General features: G+C 58.0%; 20 protein-coding genes and 1 pseudogene. 18 read left to right on the forward strand and 3 right to left on the reverse strand.

Going from position 1 to position 17,971, the window contains the following annotated elements:
• The first annotated feature begins 20 nt into the window (after nucleotides 1-20).
• From nifD to fdxB, 8 genes are all read left to right on the forward strand, one after another.
• Entirely contained in the window at nucleotides 21-1,523 is a 1,503-nt protein-coding gene (gene nifD / locus NLM15_RS07515; protein ID WP_254116364.1) for a nitrogenase molybdenum-iron protein alpha chain, read from the forward strand.
• A gap of 47 nt (nucleotides 1,524-1,570) precedes the next feature.
• Nucleotides 1,571-3,130, forward strand: a complete 1,560-nt coding sequence (nifK, locus tag NLM15_RS07520) for a nitrogenase molybdenum-iron protein subunit beta (RefSeq protein ID WP_254116365.1) — start codon at nucleotides 1,571-1,573, stop codon at nucleotides 3,128-3,130.
• A gap of 121 nt (nucleotides 3,131-3,251) precedes the next feature.
• Nucleotides 3,252-4,913 carry a nitrogenase iron-molybdenum cofactor biosynthesis protein NifE gene (gene nifE, locus NLM15_RS07525; RefSeq protein ID WP_254124170.1) on the forward strand — a complete coding sequence of 554 codons (1,662 nt, stop codon included), beginning with the start codon at nucleotides 3,252-3,254 and terminating at the stop codon, nucleotides 4,911-4,913.
• Between the two features lie 24 nt (nucleotides 4,914-4,937).
• Nucleotides 4,938-6,284, forward strand: coding sequence for a nitrogenase iron-molybdenum cofactor biosynthesis protein NifN (gene nifN / locus NLM15_RS07530; protein WP_254116366.1), 1,347 nt, complete (start codon nucleotides 4,938-4,940; stop codon nucleotides 6,282-6,284).
• Nucleotides 6,285-6,340: 56 nt separating this feature from the next.
• Nucleotides 6,341-6,736 (forward strand): nitrogen fixation protein NifX, encoded by a 396-nt coding sequence (gene nifX / locus NLM15_RS07535; protein WP_254116367.1) that lies wholly within the window; start codon nucleotides 6,341-6,343, stop codon nucleotides 6,734-6,736.
• Nucleotides 6,737-6,747: 11 nt separating this feature from the next.
• Nucleotides 6,748-7,218: a NifX-associated nitrogen fixation protein gene (locus tag NLM15_RS07540; RefSeq protein ID WP_254116368.1), complete on the forward strand. Its 471-nt coding sequence runs from the start codon at nucleotides 6,748-6,750 to the stop codon at nucleotides 7,216-7,218.
• 8 nt (nucleotides 7,219-7,226) lie between these two features.
• Nucleotides 7,227-7,436, forward strand: a complete 210-nt coding sequence (locus tag NLM15_RS07545) for a CCE_0567 family metalloprotein (protein WP_254116369.1) — start codon at nucleotides 7,227-7,229, stop codon at nucleotides 7,434-7,436.
• 2 nt (nucleotides 7,437-7,438) lie between these two features.
• The gene (gene fdxB / locus NLM15_RS07550; RefSeq protein WP_254116370.1) at nucleotides 7,439-7,729 is read left to right on the forward strand and encodes a ferredoxin III, nif-specific; all 291 of its coding nucleotides are present in this window, start codon (nucleotides 7,439-7,441) and stop codon (nucleotides 7,727-7,729) included.
• A 167-nt stretch (nucleotides 7,730-7,896) separates the two neighbouring features.
• Here the strand turns inward: fdxB and NLM15_RS43475 are convergent, their stop codons facing one another.
• The 3 genes from NLM15_RS43475 to NLM15_RS07560 form a co-directional block, all read right to left on the reverse strand.
• On the reverse strand, nucleotides 7,897-8,019 hold the full coding sequence (locus NLM15_RS43475) for a hypothetical protein (RefSeq protein WP_256565393.1): 123 nt from the start codon (nucleotides 8,017-8,019) through the stop codon (nucleotides 7,897-7,899).
• A gap of 750 nt (nucleotides 8,020-8,769) precedes the next feature.
• Nucleotides 8,770-9,084: a hypothetical protein gene (locus tag NLM15_RS07555; protein ID WP_254116371.1), complete on the reverse strand. Its 315-nt coding sequence runs from the start codon at nucleotides 9,082-9,084 to the stop codon at nucleotides 8,770-8,772.
• Between the two features lie 274 nt (nucleotides 9,085-9,358).
• A complete protein-coding gene (locus tag NLM15_RS07560; protein WP_254116372.1) occupies nucleotides 9,359-9,949 on the reverse strand; it encodes a hypothetical protein in 591 nt (196 codons plus the stop codon).
• Between the two features lie 317 nt (nucleotides 9,950-10,266).
• Here NLM15_RS07560 and NLM15_RS07565 point away from each other — a divergent pair, with 317 nt between their 5' ends.
• From NLM15_RS07565 to NLM15_RS07610, 10 genes and pseudogenes are all read left to right on the forward strand, one after another.
• Entirely contained in the window at nucleotides 10,267-10,587 is a 321-nt protein-coding gene (locus NLM15_RS07565) for an iron-sulfur cluster assembly accessory protein (protein ID WP_254116373.1), read from the forward strand.
• A 41-nt stretch (nucleotides 10,588-10,628) separates the two neighbouring features.
• Nucleotides 10,629-10,937 carry a NifU family protein gene (locus tag NLM15_RS07570; RefSeq protein ID WP_254116374.1) on the forward strand — a complete coding sequence of 103 codons (309 nt, stop codon included), beginning with the start codon at nucleotides 10,629-10,631 and terminating at the stop codon, nucleotides 10,935-10,937.
• A 1-nt stretch (nucleotide 10,938) separates the two neighbouring features.
• Nucleotides 10,939-12,084, forward strand: a complete 1,146-nt coding sequence (gene nifS / locus NLM15_RS07575) for a cysteine desulfurase NifS (protein WP_254116375.1) — start codon at nucleotides 10,939-10,941, stop codon at nucleotides 12,082-12,084.
• A 49-nt stretch (nucleotides 12,085-12,133) separates the two neighbouring features.
• On the forward strand, nucleotides 12,134-12,358 hold the full coding sequence (gene nifT / locus NLM15_RS07580; protein ID WP_254116376.1) for a putative nitrogen fixation protein NifT: 225 nt from the start codon (nucleotides 12,134-12,136) through the stop codon (nucleotides 12,356-12,358).
• Nucleotides 12,355-13,221 carry an SIR2 family protein gene (locus NLM15_RS07585; RefSeq protein WP_375166817.1) on the forward strand — a complete coding sequence of 289 codons (867 nt, stop codon included), beginning with the start codon at nucleotides 12,355-12,357 and terminating at the stop codon, nucleotides 13,219-13,221. The genes nifT and NLM15_RS07585 overlap by 4 nt, the downstream gene beginning before the upstream one ends.
• Before the next feature lie 224 nt (nucleotides 13,222-13,445).
• Nucleotides 13,446-15,002, forward strand: coding sequence for a nitrogenase cofactor biosynthesis protein NifB (gene nifB, locus NLM15_RS07590; protein ID WP_254116377.1), 1,557 nt, complete (start codon nucleotides 13,446-13,448; stop codon nucleotides 15,000-15,002).
• 14 nt (nucleotides 15,003-15,016) lie between these two features.
• Nucleotides 15,017-15,241: a 4Fe-4S binding protein gene (locus NLM15_RS07595; protein WP_254116378.1), complete on the forward strand. Its 225-nt coding sequence runs from the start codon at nucleotides 15,017-15,019 to the stop codon at nucleotides 15,239-15,241.
• Nucleotides 15,242-15,565: 324 nt separating this feature from the next.
• On the forward strand, nucleotides 15,566-16,093 hold the full coding sequence (locus NLM15_RS07600) for a hypothetical protein (RefSeq protein ID WP_254116379.1): 528 nt from the start codon (nucleotides 15,566-15,568) through the stop codon (nucleotides 16,091-16,093).
• 565 nt (nucleotides 16,094-16,658) lie between these two features.
• The gene (locus tag NLM15_RS07605; RefSeq protein ID WP_254116380.1) at nucleotides 16,659-16,976 is read left to right on the forward strand and encodes a nitrogen fixation protein NifZ; all 318 of its coding nucleotides are present in this window, start codon (nucleotides 16,659-16,661) and stop codon (nucleotides 16,974-16,976) included.
• A gap of 270 nt (nucleotides 16,977-17,246) precedes the next feature.
• Nucleotides 17,247-17,561: pseudogene (locus NLM15_RS07610) on the forward strand (hypothetical protein); the annotation flags it as partial.
• Between the last annotated feature and the right edge of the window lie 410 nt (nucleotides 17,562-17,971).

Below are 17,971 nucleotides of genomic sequence, written 5' to 3' on the forward strand. Positions count from 1 at the left end.
ACAATCAGAAGGATACTCGTATGAGCCTGGCATCCACCCAGAGCGTTGCAGAGATCAAGGCCCGCAACAAGGAGTTGATCGACGAAGTTTTGGAAGTTTATCCGGAGAAGACGGCAAAGCGACGTGCCAAGCACCTCAACGTGCACGAGGCTGGCAAGCCCGACTGTGGTGTCAAATCGAATCTCAAATCGATCCCGGGCGTGATGACCATTCGAGGCTGCGCCTATGCCGGCTCGAAAGGAGTGGTGTGGGGTCCGATAAAGGACATGATCCATATCAGCCACGGTCCGGTCGGTTGCGGTCAGTATTCCTGGGGATCGCGGCGCAACTATTATGTTGGTACCACCGGCATCGATGCCTTCGGAACCATGCAGTTCACCTCCGACTTTCAGGAAAAGGACATCGTCTTCGGCGGCGACAAGAAGCTCGCCAAGGTCATCGATGAAATTGAGACCTTGTTTCCGCTCAACCGCGGAATCACTGTCCAATCGGAGTGCCCCATCGGTCTGATCGGCGATGACATAGAGGCAGTGTCGAGGGCCAAGTCGAAGGAGTATGATGGCAAGACCATCGTGCCGGTGCGCTGCGAAGGGTTCCGTGGCGTATCGCAGTCGCTTGGCCACCACATCGCCAACGACGCCGTACGCGACTGGGTATTTGACAAGATCACCTCAGAGGCGGAGCTTCGATTCGAACCAACACCCTATGACGTCGCCATCATCGGCGACTACAACATCGGCGGCGACGCATGGTCCTCTCGCATTCTCCTGGAGGAGATGGGTCTGCGGGTGATTGCGCAGTGGTCCGGCGACGGCAGCCTCGCCGAACTTGAGGCGACGCCAAAGGCCAAGCTTAACATCCTACACTGCTATCGTTCGATGAACTACATCTCTCGCCACATGGAGGAGAAGTTCGGCATTCCCTGGTGCGAGTACAACTTCTTCGGTCCATCAAAAATCGCGGAGTCACTGCGCAAGATCGCGAGCTTCTTCGACGACAAGATTAAGGACGGGGCCGAACGCGTCATCGTGAAATACAAGCCGCTAATGGATGCCGTCATCGCCAAGTACCGGCCGCGCCTTGAAGGCAAGTCCGTGATGCTCTTCGTTGGTGGCCTGCGCCCTCGGCACGTGATAGGCGCCTACGAAGACCTCGGTATGGAGGTCATCGGGACTGGCTACGAGTTCGGTCACAACGACGATTATCAGCGCACCGCCCGGCATTACGTCAAGGATGGTACACTGATTTATGACGATGTCACTGGCTACGAGTTCGAGCGCTTCGTCGAGAAGATGCAGCCCGACATCGTTGGCTCCGGCATTAAGGAGAAGTACGTGTTCCAGAAGATGGGCGTGCCGTTCCGGCAAATGCACTCCTGGGACTATTCGGGTCCTTATCATGGATACGATGGGTTCGCGATCTTCGCCCGCGACATGGACATGGCAATCAATTCCCCGATCTGGAAGAAGACCAGGGCGCCCTGGAAGGACACCCCGCGTCCAAGCCTGATGGCTGCGGAATAAATAAGCCGGACCAGTCGTTCGAACAGGAATTCAACAAGGACGCCACGATGCCACAGAACGCCGAAAACGTGCTCGATCATTTCGAGCTGTTCCGAGGTCCGGAATACCAGCAGATGCTGGCTAACAAGAGAGCGCTCTTCGAGAATGCGCATGATCCCGCGGAGATCGAGCGTATCCGCGAGTGGGCCAAGACACCCGAATATCGAGAAAAGAACTTCGCACGCGAGGAACTCACTATCAATCCGGCCAAGGCGTGCCAGCCATTAGGCGCCGTGTTTGCTTCGGTCGGCTTCGAGCGCACGTTGCCTTTTGTCCATGGCTCACAGGGCTGCGTAGCCTACTACCGAAGCCACCTGTCGCGGCACTTTAAGGAGCCGACCTCATGTGTGTCCTCGTCGATGACCGAAGACGCAGCCGTATTCGGCGGTCTCAATAATATGATCGACGGACTCGCCAACAGCTACAACATGTACAAACCGAAGATGATCGCGGTCTCGACTACCTGCATGGCGGAGGTGATCGGCGACGATCTCAACGCCTTCATCAAGACGTCGAAGGAGAAGGGGTCGGTGCCGGCCGAGTTCGACGTGCCCTTCGCTCACACGCCAGCCTTCGTCGGTAGCCATGTCACTGGCTATGACAACGCCCTGAAAGGCATTATCGAGCATTTCTGGGACGGTAAGGCCCGGGCTGAGCCAAAACTGGAGCGCGAGCCGAACGAGAAGATCAACTTCATCGGCGGCTTCGACGGCTACACCGTAGGCAATATTCGCGAAGTAAAGCGCATCTTCGAATTGATGGGGATTGGGTACACGATCCTGGCGGATAACAGTGACGTGTTCGATACGCCAACGGACGGTGAATTCCGGATGTATGATGGCGGCACCACGCTGGAAGACACCGCGAATGCTATTCACGCCAAGGCGACCATCTCCATGCAGCAATATTGTACGGAGAGAACGCTGCCGTTCATCGCGAGCCATGGTCAGCAAGTCGTTGCGTTCAACCATCCGGTCGGCGTCAGCGCGACAGACGACTTCCTTATGACGCTGTCGCGGATAACCGGTAAGGCGATTCCGAAACTCCTCGAACGGGAACGCGGTCGTCTGGTCGACGCCATGGCGGATTCCAGCGCGCACATTCACGGTAAGAAGTTCGCGATCTATGGTGATCCCGACCTTTGCTATGGATTGGCGGCCTTTCTGCTCGAGCTCGGTTCCGAACCGACCCACGTCCTCTCAACCAATGGCAACAAGGGCTGGGAGGATAAGATGCAGGCGCTCTTCGCCAGTTCGCAATTCGGCAAAGACTGTCATGCCTATCCGGGTAAGGACCTCTGGCACATGCGTTCGCTGCTGTTCACCGAGCCGGTCGATTTTCTGATCGGTAACACCTACGGAAAGTACCTGGAACGCGACACGGGCACGCCGCTGATCCGCATCGGCTTTCCAGTGTTCGATCGGCACCATCATCACCGCTATCCGGTATGGGGTTATCAGGGTGGTATGAATGTGCTGGTGAAGATACTCGACAAGATCTTTGAAGAGATCGACAGGAACACCAACGTTGTGGGCAAAACCGATTACAGCTTCGACATAATTCGTTGAGGTGAGCGTGTCTATGCCTCATGCAGCTTGTCGCGGTCGTGAGGTGGGAATGCAGGGCATCAGCCCATCAGCCGGCCTGTCGACCCTGGCCGGACTAGAAGCGTCCGCGGAAGGAGAAATTGTGACTTCGCTATCGGCTACCATCCAAGACGTCTTCAACCAGGCGGACTGTGCCAAGAACACCAACAAATCGCAGGCTGTGCGCAAGAAAGGCTGTACCAAGCAGCTGCAGCCGGGCGGAGCCGCCGGAGGATGCGCATTTGATGGCGCTAAGATTGCGCTGCAGCCGTTTACTGATGTCGCTCATCTTGTTCATGGTCCGATCGCGTGCGAAGGCAACTCGTGGGATAATCGCGGCTCTGCCTCCTCAGGCTCCGATCTCTGGCGGCGGAGCTTCACGACTGATATGCAAGAGATTGATGTCCTATTCGGCGGCGAGAAGCGACTGTACAAAGCCATAAAGGAAATCATCGCGAAGTACGACCCGGCGGCGATTTTTGTCTACCAGACCTGCGTTCCAGCCATGATCGGCGACGATATCAATGCGGTTTGCAAGGTGGCCGCGACGAAGCTCGGCAAGCCCGTGATTCCTGTCAATTCGCCGGGCTTTCTTGGTTCGAAGAATCTCGGCAACAAGCTTGCCGGCGAAGCGCTGCTGGGATGCGTGATCGGTACGCAGGAGCCAGATTTCGTCACGCCCTACGATATCAATCTTATCGGCGAGTACAATTTGTCCGGCGAGCTTTGGCAGATCAAGCCGCTGCTGGACGAACTCGGCATTCGCATCCTGTCCTGCATATCCGGCGATGGGAAGTATCGTGAGGTGGCCAGCTCGCACCGGGCTCGCGCCGCAATGATGGTGTGCTCCAAATCCATGATCAATGTTGCGAGCAAGATGAGGGAGCGCTACGGGATCCCGTTCTTCGAGGGCTCCTTCTACGGGATTCAGGACTCAAGCGAATCGCTGCGCAAGATCGCGCACATGTTGATCGAGCGCGGCGCAGCGACCGAGTTGATGGAACGAACTGAGGCCGCAGTCACTCGCGAGGAAACAAAGGCCAGAGCTGCGATCGAGTGTTTCAAGCCACGCCTAGCTGGCAAGAAGGTGCTGCTCGTCACCGGCGGCGTGAAATCGTGGTCTGTCGTTGCGGCTTTGCAGGAGGTCGGGCTTGAGATCGTCGGTACTTCCGTAAAAAAATCAACCAGGGAGGACAAGGAGCGCATCCAGAAAATGATGGGCCATGATGCACACATGATTGAGGAGCTGGCGCCGCGTGAAATGTACAAGATGCTCAAAGAAGCAAAAGCCGACATCATGCTCTCGGGCGGAAAGTCACAGTTTGTCGCCCTGAAGGCTACGACACCATGGCTGGATATCAATCAGGAGCGCTGCTACGCCTATATGGGGTATGTCGGCATCGTGAAGCTGATCGAAGAGATCGATAAGGCGCTGCACAACCCGGTATGGGATCAGCTCCGTAATCCTGCGCCGTGGATTGATGACGACCTCACTTGGCATGCCAAGGCGCTTGCGCAGATGGATGTCCGGTCCGCGGAAGTTGCTCCGAAGCCGCTCCGCGTCGAAAAGGCCAGCCCCGTCAAGAGACCCTGCTCCTGCGAGGCCGTGGGTCGCCGCGTCATCAAAGACGCCGGTGCCGCCCACCGCTTGACAATTGTCGATGGAGCCGCGCCGCGCACAGGGGCCAGCGTCTGCCGCGCGAGTAAGGAAACCATCCAGGACGTTACCGCCCATTGCGCGTCCATGCCGCAGGCGGCGGAGTAGGGGCGGCAAAGCTGAATCCAAGCCATGGCTATCGTTACCAGTTCCAACAAGGCTTGTTCGATCAATCCGCTGAAGATGAGCCAGCCGATCGGTGGCTCCTTTGCCTTCCTGGGGCTTCGGGGTGCCATGCCACTCCTACACGGCTCTCAAGGCTGCACATCATTCGGCTTGACCCTGTTTGTCCGCCATTTCAAGGAGGCGGTGCCGCTGCAAACTACCGCAATGAGCGAGGTTGCGACCGTGCTCGGTGGATACGAGAATGTCGAGCAGGCTATTCTCAACATCTACAACCGCACCAACCCCGAAATTATTGGCATCAATTCGACCGGTGTCACCGAGACCAAGGGCGACGACGTCGACGCCTTCATTCGCCTCATTCGGCAGAAGCATCCGCAGCTTGAAAAACTTCCGCTCGTCTACGTATCGACGCCGGATTTCAAGGAGGCGTTTCAGGATGGTTGGGAAAAGACCGTGGCGCGAATGGTTGAGGTGCTTGTCGAACCTGTCGACGCGGCCGCACCGCGCGATCCCTCGCGCATTAATGTCCTGCCTGGCTGCCATCTCACCCCCGGCGACCTTGACGAGCTACGGACGATTGTTGAGGACTTCGGGCTAAGGCCGTCATTCCTCCCAGACATCGCCGGTTCACTCGACGGTCACATCCCCGACGAGTTCACGTCGACCACGATCGGTGGGATCGGGGTCGACGAGATCGCGACCATGGGGCAGGCGGCTTGGACCATCGCAATCGGAGCCCAGATGAGGTGCGCAGCCGAGGCGATGCAGGCGAAGACGGGCGTGCCGTTCCGGCTGTTCGAGCGTGTCTGTGGCCTCGTCCCCAACGATGTATTCATCGCTTTTGTGAGCGAAATCAGCGGCAGGCCCGTGCCCGCGAAATATCGCCGGCAGCGTGGCCAACTCGCGGACGCCATGCTGGATGCGCATTTCCATATCGGCGGTCGAAAGCTCGCCATCGGGGCGGAGCCCGACCTCTTATTCGACGTCTCCAGCATGCTCTACGAGATGGGCGTGCAGGTGACGGCCGCGGTGACGACAACAGCGTCTTCTGTGCTCGAACGCGTGGCGATCGGAGAAGTCGTCATCGGCGATCTGGAAGATCTGGAGGACCTTGCCAAGGCGCGGGACTGCGATCTCTTGATCTCCCATTCGCACGGTCGCCAGGCGGCGGCGCGGTTGAACATTCCGTTCTTCCGAGCCGGCTTTCCGATGTTCGATCGCCTTGGCGCAGCTTACCAGATGACGGTCGGCTATCGCGGCACGCGCGAGCTCATCTTTGCACTCGCCAATCTCATCGTTGCCGATCGCGAGGACAACCGCCAGCCGACGCCGGACACCTGGCGCACCACTTAGAACGGCCCGCATGTCGTTCTGCCGCGGCTGGATTGACGGAAGAGAGGAATACGCCGATGAAAGTCGCATTCGCCACCCAGGATCTGAAGCACGTCGATGCCCATTTTGGTTGGGCCAAAAACATCGCCATCTATGATGTCAGACCCGAGGGCCACCGCTTGGTCGAGGTTATTCAGTTCGATGGTGAACTCAACGAAGATGGCAATGAGGACAAGCTGGCGCCGAAGGTCAAAGCCATCAAAGACTGCGCCATCCTCTACGTTGCTGCTATCGGCGGCTCCGGCGCCGCTCGCGTCGTCGCAAGTAATATCCATCCGATCAAGGTGAGCCAGCCTGAAGCGATCGACGATCTTTGCATCAAGCTTGAAGGTGTATTGAAAGGCTCGCCGCCACCTTGGTTGCGCAAAGTGCTCGCTACGGAAGGGGATCGCTCGTTTGATTTCGAGGACTGAGGAAGATAATCATGACTGAAGCGGCTGAATTGATCCAACCCGGCTCTGAGGCGGAGGCGCCCTTTGTGAAGGAGCTCGTCAAGATCTGGCGCGCCCAGGACGGGCATGGCGCTTGGGAAGGCAAGAAGGATCTCGAGCTGCTTGAGCCCTATGTTCTCGACCGGGAGAAGCGCCGTGCCTTACCCATCGTCGGCGATCCCGATCCGGACACGATCTGGCGGCTGGAATTGTTCTTCAACGCCGTTGCAGTGTCTATTGAGAAGGGTACCGGCGTCATGATCTCGCCGATGCTGAAAATGCACCATGAGGGCTTTGGCCGCATAGTGTTAATCGGTGGACGGCTCATTGTCGTAAACAAGCAACTGCGCGATGTGCATCGTTTCGGCTTTGACACTCTCTCAAAGCTGATCAAGGACGGTGACACATATGTCGACAGCGGAATCGAGATGATCCGCAGTTTTCCGGAAGTCGCGAATTACTGAGGTGACGAATGAGCGATCTTGAGGCACTGAAGGCCGAGATCAAGAAGCTGTCGGCCAAAGCCACTCAGGCAAAGATGGATCTCCACGACTTCGCCGAGGAATTGCCGGTCAACTGGACCTCGATCCTAAGTGTTGCCCAAAAGGTCCACGACGCCTTCGACGAGCTCGAGCGTAAGCGCGAGGATCTTAAGGCGCGGGAAAAAGCATACGGATCGTGACCATGTCATTTGCAACGCGCGACGGCCGCGTCTGGAATCCGAAGTATCTGGTTTCCATCGATCCAAAGAAGTGCATCGGCTGCGGCCGGTGTTACAAGGTGTGTGGCCGCGAGGTCATGATGCTGAAGGGCATGAACGAGAACGGCGAGATGATTGATCTCGAAGACGATGATGACGAGGTCGAGAAGAAGGTCATGGTGCTAAACGATAACGGAGCGTGCATCGGCTGCGGCGCCTGCGCCCGGGTGTGTCCGACCAACTGCCAGACCCACGCTTCAGCTGCTTCAGGCTAACCATCGCGAACAGAGAAGCGGTAAAGACCCTTGGATCTTCTGCAGCGGAGCAAGCCTGTTGACACCGGAGACACGGTCGCCTGATGCTGCTATGCGCGGCGCCGAACCCCGCTCCATCGCCGTCTTAACCTTCATGTAGCTTGCGGCGGGCGCGCTCGGCGCGCGCGTCAGCCCGCTATGTCGACGATCTGCTCGCGGGACGTATTCCGAGACCGCTGCGGCAGGCTCTGACCGACGCGCAGCGGTGCGCCCTTTCCGAAGCTGCGGACAAGCTCGATGATCTGCGCCACGAGAGCCTCAAAGACTGATCAGTCTTCAATTTCGGTCTCCGTACACGCCGGGTCGGCATACAAAAAAGTTAGATTGCAGAAACCTTCCAACGGTGGCTCGTTGCATCTACGATCCGCTGCGATGGCTTGCCGATATGCGGCGCCGGCCGAGCCACCGTCGCGGAATCCGCGTTTGAGAGAACCGTGGACGCACGGGGCCGACGGATCTCTCCTTATGGCGGACTATCACCGGGCCGCATCACGGCTGAAGGGCGCGCTGATAGATCCGAGGGCCTGATGACGTTTCGCAAGGCGCTGCCTCTGGCGATCGATTTTCCAACTGGCGAGTGTTGGTGGAGTGCGCGAAAGTTCGCAGGCCATGCGACTGGCGGCACGAAATGGCGCCGAAAATCTGGCGCCCACCGATGGAATCGTCCAGTACCTGGCGTAACTGTTTCAATCTGGCGACTATACGGCGCTTCTACGCGTCGCGGCATGAGCTGCACCGCTCATGCTGGTGTGGTTGCGGCTTCGCAAGAAGCTGCATGAGTGCGGCCATCGGTGCGCCAGGAGTGCGGCACATTCCTGCTTGAGCGTCGGGAGATGGCGCTCTAGACGCGGGTACTTGATCTTGGCGCTTCTCACCGTCTTCCCCGCGCCTATCTGTGAAAATTCCCGATGACGCGGGGGATTCTGCACTTGGAGCGCTTGAAGCCAGCTCCACGCAGATATGACGCTGCGAGTTGCAGAAAAAAGTCAACACTACTCCTGCTACTCGATCCCCTCTTCACGTGCCTTCATCATCGCAGCAATGCGAAACCGCTCGTGGATGGCGACGGGATTGGCGAGCATATCAGCCTCGGTTTCCTTGAAGGCGGCAAGAACGATCTCTGCTTCCTCGCGCGTCAACGGGACGCGGCCGGCCGTGTGGGTCGCGTTAGGTACTGCGGACAGGATCGCTCGGCGGTAAGGATGATCCTTGACTTCCATGAGCTCATTAGCTTCGAGCTTGCCCCCGAGCAGGATTGCCAGCCCTAGTACCTCGAGCTTGCGGCCGTCCTGGGTGGTCTTGACAAGCGTTGCCATTTCTATTCTGCCTCCTGTGTAGCAACCCACATATGGCCCGGTCTTCCAAGTGCGACGCTTTGCCAAATCACGCGATCATCCGCCTCGAAGAGAGGTGTCCGTTCCGCGAACATCGACCACGTAGAAAGTTGCTCGGGGTCGTAGCACAATGGCGGATGGGTCTGCTGATGCTTTCGCAATTGTCTTCTTTAGATTGTCTGCCCCGCGGACAAGTCCCTCACCACCCCGCCAACGGCCTAGGAGGATGGAAGAAGCGATGCGATCGGGCGCGAAGTTAGACGGGACGGTTCTCGTTGCGGTTCCTTACTGGCTGCATCTTGGCGAGCCCCTCCTCGTAGGAGAGTTCGGCATAAGAGGCATCGACGCTCTTGGCGGCATCGAGCAGATGATCGAGCTTGCCGGCAGTATCGAGTTTCTTGATGTCGTTCTTATCGACGCCCGTGAGATCCATCATCTCCTTCCACACCGTCGACTCGTCACATGGCAGCACGTGGAATGTGATGTCGCCGAACTTGATGCGATATTTCGCCAGCAGATCGATGTTGTTGCAGAAAATGAAATAGGTGCCCTTCGGGCTTAAATCGCCGTCCAGTACTTTTACGACATCGGCAAGATATTCGAAAGAATGCAAGTAGCCAGCCAGTACCGGGATCGTGGTCTGCCCTTCGTCTGCGACCGTCAATACCTGTTCGATCGAATAGTCGGGCGGACGCTTCTCGTCTGCGAGCTGAGCTTGGAACCTTAGCGCAATGTCGCCGCGGAAGCCGAAGCGGCCAGGCTTCGTTGTGTCACCCTTCAGCACCGCATTTAGCAACCGACCTTCCTTATTGAGTCGGCAAAAAACGGTGTTGTCGATCGACGTCATGAAATCCTCCTCGTTTGATGTGGCGGGGCAAATGTCGCACGTAGTCTCGCGTGCCCTATGCAAATTATTTGCCGTCCTCACATATGCGGAAAAGGTCAGAGAAGTGCCGTCTTCGATGTGGGCAGACATGCGTAGTTGGCGGCGCGGTGATGTCGCGCCAGACTTTCCAAAAATTTAAAGCCTTGTGTCGCAATCCCGACACGCCTTACAAGGCAGTCACGCGACATTTTGCAGAAACCCAGCATTGTCAGCGGTGTAATCGCTGGCATGGGACTTGCCCAACTCATCCCGAACTGGCGCGGTAGTGAGGGATAACGATGATCGAACTGACGAAGAGTGCGGAGAACGCGTTGAAGAGCGCGATCTCTACGGCGGCGAAGCCCATGACGGGCTTGCGGATAATGGTCGAAGCTGGCGGATGTTCCGGATTCAAATACACGATGGGACTTGCCGACGAGCCAAAGCCCGATGAGACCGTGATTGAGCGAGGCGGCATCAAGCTGTTTGTCGACAACAACAGTCAGGAGCATCTTGCCGGAACGACGATCGACTTTGTGGTGGCGCTGGAAGGCTCCGGTTTCACGTTCAGCAATCCCAACGCAAAGTCGAGCTGCTCATGCGGCAAGTCCTTTAGCTAGTGCCACGTTCGGACCAAGTTAGCACAGAAAGACCTCGAACAATGCTTGTCGAGACCGCACAAATGGGCCGGCCGGAGGTCGCAAGACCTGCCGAATTCGAGCAGATCGTACGCGCTGTGCTCGATGAAGTCCGGCCAAATCCGCAGCATGACGGCGGATGTTGTGAGTTTGTCGGAATCGATGGCAACAAGATCATGGTCACGCTCACGGGCGCCTGCGTTTTCTGCCAACTTGCGAGTGCTACTCTGGAAGGCATCCAGGCACGCCTCGTTGAACGGCTTGGCAAGTTCGTTCGTCTGGTCCCTCCCTGTCGCGGGACACATCAACGCCAAACACTAACGAAGGCGTAAGGTGCAAGCGATCTACCTTGACAATAACGCAACGACTCGAACGGATCCGTCCGTTGTCTCGGCGATGCTGCCGTTTTTCTCCGAACGATTCGGCAACGCCTCGTCGGCGCATGCTGTAGGCAGCGAAGTCGCTGAAAGCATAAGACAGGCTCGCAGGAGCGTGCAGGCGCTGATCGGTGCAGCCTTTGATCACGAGGTCGTATTTACCTCGGGCGGTACCGAATCGGATAATACGGCGATTCTCTCAGCACTTGCCGTGCAGGAGCGACGCGACGAACTCGTCACCACGACTGTCGAACATCCGGCGGTGCTATCGCTCGCAGACGAACTCGGCCGTCGCGGCAACAAATGTCATCTCGTTCCCGTCGACTGCTCTGGCCGAATCGATATCGATGCTTATCGCCGTGCGCTGTCCCCGCGCACGGCAGTCGTCTCCATCATGTGGGCCAATAATGAGACCGGAACGATTTTCCCCGTGGAGGTCCTCGCCACAATGGCGCGGTCCATTGGCGCGCTCTTTCACACTGATGCGGTGCAGGCTGTGGGGCGAATGCCTATCGACGTGAAGACCACCGATATCGACATGCTGTCGCTTTCCGGCCATAAGCTGCATGGTCCAAAAGGGATTGGCGCGCTCTATGTGCGCAAGGACACTAAGTTCAGGCGGCTGATATTCGGCGGGCCGCAAGAGCGCCGCCGACGTTCCGGCACCGAGAACGTACCCGGTATCATCGGGTTGGGGAAGGCTGCAGAGCTTGCTGCCGTGGAACTCGGTGGGGACGGGCTGAAAATGGCCGCGTTGCGCGACCGGCTGGAGCAGGGCGTTCTTGAGTTTGGCAATTGCGTGGTGCTCGGCGACGACGAGTGTCGCCTGCCAAACACGTCGAATATCGCCTTCGGGCACCTCGAAGGGGAAGCTATTGTCCATCATTTGAATCGCGCCGGCGTTGCCGCCTCCATCGGATCAGCCTGCGCGTCAGGTTCCATGGAGCCGTCGCATGTGCTTCGAGCGATGAACGTACCCTCGAATTTGCTGCGCGGCGCGATCCGCTTCTCGTTGTCTCGCGAGACCACCTGCGAGGAGATCGATCATGTCCTTGTTATGCTGCGAAACATCATCACTAAACTGGATAGGGGCGTCACCTGAAAGGCCACAGCGTGCCGGATCCATCTCTCGATGCAATGAGGTCTTTCCGATGAAAATTATCATACGTCGTTCACCTGAAGCTGGCCTCTCGATTTACGTCCCAAAAAAGGATCTCGAAGAATCGATCGTTGAATCCGAGCATGAGGCACTGTGGGGCGGCTGGATCAGAATCGCCAATGGCTGGGTGCTCGACCTGCCGCGGATGGCGAGCGACACCACTTTGCCGATTACGATCAACGTCAGGAGGCGTGACGGCGACAGAGAAGAGACGTGACCGTGCCGGCTCCGCAGATCGAGTTCGTCGATGGGCCGGCGGCCGAAGCCATGCTCCGCCAAGTTGCGCAGGAGCTTCGTAGTGGCAATGTTGTTCCTTATCTCGGGCCAGGCTTGGTGGAATTGTCGAACGCGCCCGTGCCGACACATCCGGAGGACTTGGCGGCATTCTTCGGCACCAAGGTAACGTTGCCAAAGCGCGCGAGAGGAAATGCCTGGGCCTGCGCACAACACATCGAAACCACGAAGCATCGCAGCATCGTGACAGCGATGATGACGGATGCCTTTAGCGCAGCGTTCGCGCCGACGGAATTACAGCGGCATCTTGCGACGCTGCCGCTGCCGCTGATCGTCGATAGCTGGTATGATGGTGCGATGCGCCAAGCGCTTGCCGGACGTAGCAATTGGGGCGAGATCCAAGGAATTCCGCGCGCCGGTCTCAGTGACGAACGCTGGTACCGCTTCTACGATGCCGCAGGCGCCGAAGTCGATTGCTCTCTGGCAAGAAGTTGGACAACGGTTCTCTACAAGCCGCACGGCAGCGTCACCCCGGCGAAGAATTTCCTGGTCTCCGATGCCGACTATGTTGAGGTGCTGACGGAAATCGACATACAGACGCCGATTCCCGACGAGGTGAAGGCTCGCCGCACCGGCCGCAGACTCCTGTTTCTGGGCTGCCGCTTCAACGACCAGCTCCTGCGCACCTATGCGCGACAGGTCTCAAAGCGCTCGTCCGACGTCCACTATGCCGTGGTCGGGCCCGACACGCTCTCCAAGAATGAGCTCCGCTTCCTGGTTGACCAAGGCCTGACGCCACTCGCAGTTCCGCTTACACGTGTCCTTGAGATCGTTCTGGCGGATTAACAGACGCCTCTCGCGTTGTCATTTAACCGCCAGTTCGTCAGGGCATCCTCTGCTGCGTGCTATTTCTATCATTGCGCATGTCAGCTTTCCAACACGGAGGAACATTGGATGCTTTGCTAACTCATTGGACAAGACGATGAAAGTCGTGAGCCGGAGCCATGGCACGCCGGTTGCTAAGATGCGGATACCGGAAACTTCTCAGGCCTGAAGGGAGAACTGGGCAAATGGGGGCTCTAACGCATCGGAAATCATCAAGCGACGCAGTTGGGAACGGCGAGATCAGGCTGTCGATTGCCGAGCACAAGGGCTGCGGTGCGACGGGCCGCAGCGGGAGAGCTAGATGCGGCTCGCCGGCAGGCCCCAGTGATCTGCCAGCTGAGACGTGGGAGAAGGTGAAGAACCATCCCTGTTATAGCGAGGAAGCGCATCATCACTATGCGCGCATGCATGTCGCGGTCGCGCCGGCCTGCAACATCCAGTGCAACTACTGCAACCGCAAATATGATTGCGCCAATGAATCGCGCCCGGGCGTGGTCAGCGAGAGGCTCACGCCCGAGCAGGCCGCCAGGAAAGTGATGGCGGTCGCCTCTACCATCCCGCGGATGACCGTGCTTGGCATCGCCGGTCCTGGCGATCCACTCGCCAACCCGGAAAAGACCTTCAAGACGTTCGAACTCGTCCATAAGGTTGCGCCCGATCTGAAGCTGTGCTTGTCAACCAACGGTCTTGCGCTACCCGATCACATCGAAAACATCGCCAAATTCAACGTTGACCATGTCACGATTACGATCAATATGATCAACCCCGAAATCGGCGCAAAGATCTATCCCTGGATCTTCTACAAACACAAACGCTACACCGGCATCGAAGCTGCAAAGTTTCTTACTGATCGTCAGCTCCAGGGCCTGGAGATGCTCACTGGGCGCGGCATTCTCTGTAAGATCAACTCCGTCATGATCCCTGGGATCAACGACCGACACCTCATCGAGGTCAATAAGAGCGTAACGCGGCGCGGCGCCTTCCTGCACAATATCATGCCACTGATATCCTCGCCCGAGCACGGAACCGTGTTCGGCCTGAACGGGCAGCGTGGCCCGACGGCGCGGGAATTGAAGGCGCTGCAGGATAACTGCGAGGGAGATCTGCACATGATGAGGCACTGCCGCCAGTGCCGCGCCGACGCGGTCGGTCTGCTCGGGGAGGACCGTCGTGCCGAATTCAGCATGGAGAGGATCGAGCGGATGGATGTCAAGTACGATGTTGAAAGCCGCAAGGCTTATCAAGCTAAAGTAGAGGAAGAGCGCGCCGCCAAGGCAGCCGCTGAGTGCGCGGAGCTTGCGGAACGCGCAGATAACTTCGGCGGCATTAAGGTGCTGGTGGCGGTCGCGACAAAGAGCTCGAGCCTCATCAACGAGCACTTTGGTCACGCCAGGGAATTCCAAGTCTATGAGCTCTCCTCCGGTGGCGTCAAGTTCATCGGCCATCGCCGCGTCGATCTGTACTGCCAGGGTGGCTATGCGGACGAAGGAAGCCTCGCGACTATTATCCATGCTATCAGCGATTGCCACGCGGTGTTCATTGCCAAAGTCGGCGGCTGTCCGAGGGACGAGTTGATCAAGGCCGGCGTCGAGCCGGTCGATCAATACGCTCATGAGCCTATCGATAAGTCGGCGATCGCCTGGTTCAAGGCCTATCTAGACAGGGTCGACAGTGGCGCGATCAAACATATCGAGCGTGGGGATGCGGCGATCCATCGGGGCACGTTGAATTCCGCGGCATGAGATTGGATCAAACGATGCCGTTCAAAATCATCGCCTCTCAGTGCACGAGCTGCTCGGCCTGCGAGCCACAATGCCCGAGTGTCGCGATCGCGGAGAAGAACGGAGCCTTCGTGATCGATCCCAAGAAATGCTGCGAATGCATCGGCTATTTTGACGAGCCCCAATGCGTGGCAGTCTGCCCAGTCGACAACACCTGTGTCGTCGACACCTCGCTACCACGCTACCAGGCGCCCGCTTGAGGGGACGACAGGACATGAACTTTGGGAATTTATTAGCGATCCGCATGAAGCTTCAAGCTGGCGCACGCGCCGGCTGCGACCTCTGCCTTGCGATTAGCCCGATCGGATGTCCCGGGCTCGGCTGTGGGAGCAGCCTGCTCGAAAGATCGCGGTTCCCTGATGCTCTTTCCGAGCGCGATTACGTCAGGCCGTTTACTCACCGGGAGAGCTCGCTACCGAACGGCGGTGTGACGACCGATTTTGTCGATAAGCCGAAGCAGACTAGCATATTGCAGAATCGCAAGTCAGTCTCTTGCGGACACCATTGATTGCAAGTGACCAGCGATGCCAGCTGCTCTGTTCAGTCCGCAATCCGAGATCAACGAAGCGCTCCTCACCAGCACCTTGCTTGGAGATGGGCTGCCCAGCGAGGCGGAGCATCACCTATGGCAAGCGAGCCTCTCCTATCACCTTGATGATATTGCCGAAAGCCACTTGCGCAAGGCTGAAGCGCTCGCACCCGCGCACGCGGCGGTGCTGATCGGCCTCTTTCGTTTTTATTTCTATAAAGCGCGCCTCACCGAGGCGCTTCAGCTTGCCAAGCGCTGTATAAGCAAGGCGGCCGAGGCCAACAGTCTCCCCTCCGACTGGCGCCTTGTACGAGCTGATCATGCGCAGTTCAGCCACTATGAAAAAATCCTGCCTCGCTTCTTCCTGTTTTCGCTGAAAGGATACGCTTACCTGCAGGTGCGCCTCGGTCAAACCGAGGAAGGTCGACTAGCCGTCCAAAAACTCCTGGAGCTCGATCCCACCGACAAGATTGGCGCCAAGGTTCTTCTGCGCGTACTCGAACGCATGGGGGAGGATGAGTGACGACATTAACGACCTCCGAAATTGGAAGGGCGACCAAGTCGATTGCGCCTCCTTTCTGTTGCCACCGTTGCTCAGCGACAAGAAACCGTGCATTGGAGCGCCGTCCGTCGTCTGTCCAAGCGCCATGCTCTGCAACTTGGCAACGATCCTCATCACGATGTTAGGATGTGGGTCGCAAACACCACTTGAAGGCTATGAACTGCTGTCGCTGGCCGCGGATGAATATGACTACGTTCGCCCTGTAGTTGCACGGCGGAGCACGCCATTGCTGCTCTACAGACTGACCCCGACGGGGAAGCTGAAGTCGGCGCGTCGTGGCGCGACGCGTCCCGCAGGAATGGTTGCTCAGTATGGTCGATAACCGTGACGCGTCGGTGGGGTTACAGGTCGCCCGACGCTTGTCGGCGTCGCTCCTGGCTCCTTTGCGCCGTGACTCGGATTGGCGCATCCGGCACGAGGACGCAAGCCGGATCGCGCCCTCCCAACTTGTAGGCCTTGCCGATGATCACTATCGCCTGGCGTGCGAGCTCGCGGCGGCTCTGCAGCCATAACAAAGGAGTCCGGCGTGAGCAACATTGTTCCCGACAGTGACATAGTCGAGCTGACGGCACCGCCGTTCTTCGACTTTGGCGAGAAGGTGCGTGCCAACCGCACCATCCGCAATGACGGTACCTATGCCGGCAAAGAGATCGGCGACATCCTGGCGAAGAAGGGCGAGGTCGGCTACGTCGTATCGATCGGCACTTTCTTGCAACAGTTTTACATTTACGGCGTCGAGTTCATCGAAAGCGGCAACCGTGTTGGCATGAAGCGCAAGGAACTTGATCCGGTCATCCCATCCGACAGCGAAGACCTGCTGTTGCCGGGAGCCAAATCACGGTGATCAAAGTCAAGCTGCTAAAATATCACCGGGCCCAGCGCGTTAAGCGATGCTCGACTTGATCAATGAAGGGTCCTTCTCTGATGCTCCAGCGGAAGGAATCCTGGTCAGTTTCGACGCGTCATCTGAGTTGGCCGGCATACGGGAGCAAACCTGCCGATCTATCTCGTGAGGTCGGTGAGCGGTTGGTCGTCGGATGCCTCGAAAGAGAAATCTGCATGATTTAGAAAGTAGACCGATGAAACCTATCTTGGGAACTAATCCCGGGGACCCATGCACCCCAACGACATCGACCGCAAGCGAACCGAGCGCGCGCTAAAGTCGAGAGAACGTTACCGTTACGTCTCAGTGAATATCAGCGTAGTTTCCGGCGGCTACTTGATCGAAAGTCCGTGCTGCTCGCGCAATATCGGCGTCGAGGGCGGCGTCATGGACGTGGCCATGCTGCAGCACGACGGCACAAGCGCCAGCTGGCACGTGTTCCGAAAGGATCACAAGCAGGGCATCTGGAAACTGCACCCGACGCACCGGCGCTTGGCAGCGGTTACCGATCTCTTGAACACCGATCCGGAACGCGTGTTCTGGCAAATAAGGACCGCCGGATTGCTTTGGAAGCAGGCGAAATTGCGGCCATCGAACAGGTGCTCGCGTCGTGTGATGATGCGTCTCAAGCCTATAAGGCGTTGCGACAGAAATACCCGCACCTCGCCTGGATCCTGCGACTCCTCCGACCTCACCGAAACACCGTTTCGCAGCACCTGGCAATTCGACCTACATTTGCTTGATAGCGCAGATCATTGTACGCGGATCACGGACGATCCGGCGCGGGCGACCGGCGTTGTGCTGGCCAAGCGGAGGAGAGAGCCCTGACCGTCACTCGTATCAGCCGGACGAGCGTTCGGCTGGCCACAGCCGAAACAGGGCAGTTCAGCGATCTCACAGTGACTCTCGCGGGTCTTCGCCGGGCCAATGGGCCATTTCTGGAGCGAAAGCGCAAC

The organism is Bradyrhizobium sp. CCGB20 (assembly GCF_024199855.1).
Taxonomy (GTDB): domain Bacteria; phylum Pseudomonadota; class Alphaproteobacteria; order Rhizobiales; family Xanthobacteraceae; genus Bradyrhizobium.

Coding starts and splice junctions, on each gene's coding strand:
- nifD (WP_254116364.1), top strand. CDS start 21: ATGAGCCTGGCATCCACCCAGAGCGTTGCAGAGATCAAGGCCCGCAAC.
- nifK (WP_254116365.1), top strand. CDS start 1,571: ATGCCACAGAACGCCGAAAACGTGCTCGATCATTTCGAGCTGTTCCGA.
- nifN (WP_254116366.1), top strand. CDS start 4,938: ATGGCTATCGTTACCAGTTCCAACAAGGCTTGTTCGATCAATCCGCTG.
- nifX (WP_254116367.1), top strand. CDS start 6,341: ATGAAAGTCGCATTCGCCACCCAGGATCTGAAGCACGTCGATGCCCAT.
- NLM15_RS07540 (WP_254116368.1), top strand. CDS start 6,748: ATGACTGAAGCGGCTGAATTGATCCAACCCGGCTCTGAGGCGGAGGCG.
- NLM15_RS07545 (WP_254116369.1), top strand. CDS start 7,227: ATGAGCGATCTTGAGGCACTGAAGGCCGAGATCAAGAAGCTGTCGGCC.
- fdxB (WP_254116370.1), top strand. CDS start 7,439: ATGTCATTTGCAACGCGCGACGGCCGCGTCTGGAATCCGAAGTATCTG.
- NLM15_RS07555 (WP_254116371.1), bottom strand. CDS start 9,084: ATGGCAACGCTTGTCAAGACCACCCAGGACGGCCGCAAGCTCGAGGTA.
- NLM15_RS07560 (WP_254116372.1), bottom strand. CDS start 9,949: ATGACGTCGATCGACAACACCGTTTTTTGCCGACTCAATAAGGAAGGT.
- NLM15_RS07565 (WP_254116373.1), top strand. CDS start 10,267: ATGATCGAACTGACGAAGAGTGCGGAGAACGCGTTGAAGAGCGCGATC.
- NLM15_RS07570 (WP_254116374.1), top strand. CDS start 10,629: ATGCTTGTCGAGACCGCACAAATGGGCCGGCCGGAGGTCGCAAGACCT.
- nifT (WP_254116376.1), top strand. CDS start 12,134: ATGAAAATTATCATACGTCGTTCACCTGAAGCTGGCCTCTCGATTTAC.
- nifB (WP_254116377.1), top strand. CDS start 13,446: ATGGGGGCTCTAACGCATCGGAAATCATCAAGCGACGCAGTTGGGAAC.
- NLM15_RS07595 (WP_254116378.1), top strand. CDS start 15,017: ATGCCGTTCAAAATCATCGCCTCTCAGTGCACGAGCTGCTCGGCCTGC.
- NLM15_RS07600 (WP_254116379.1), top strand. CDS start 15,566: ATGCCAGCTGCTCTGTTCAGTCCGCAATCCGAGATCAACGAAGCGCTC.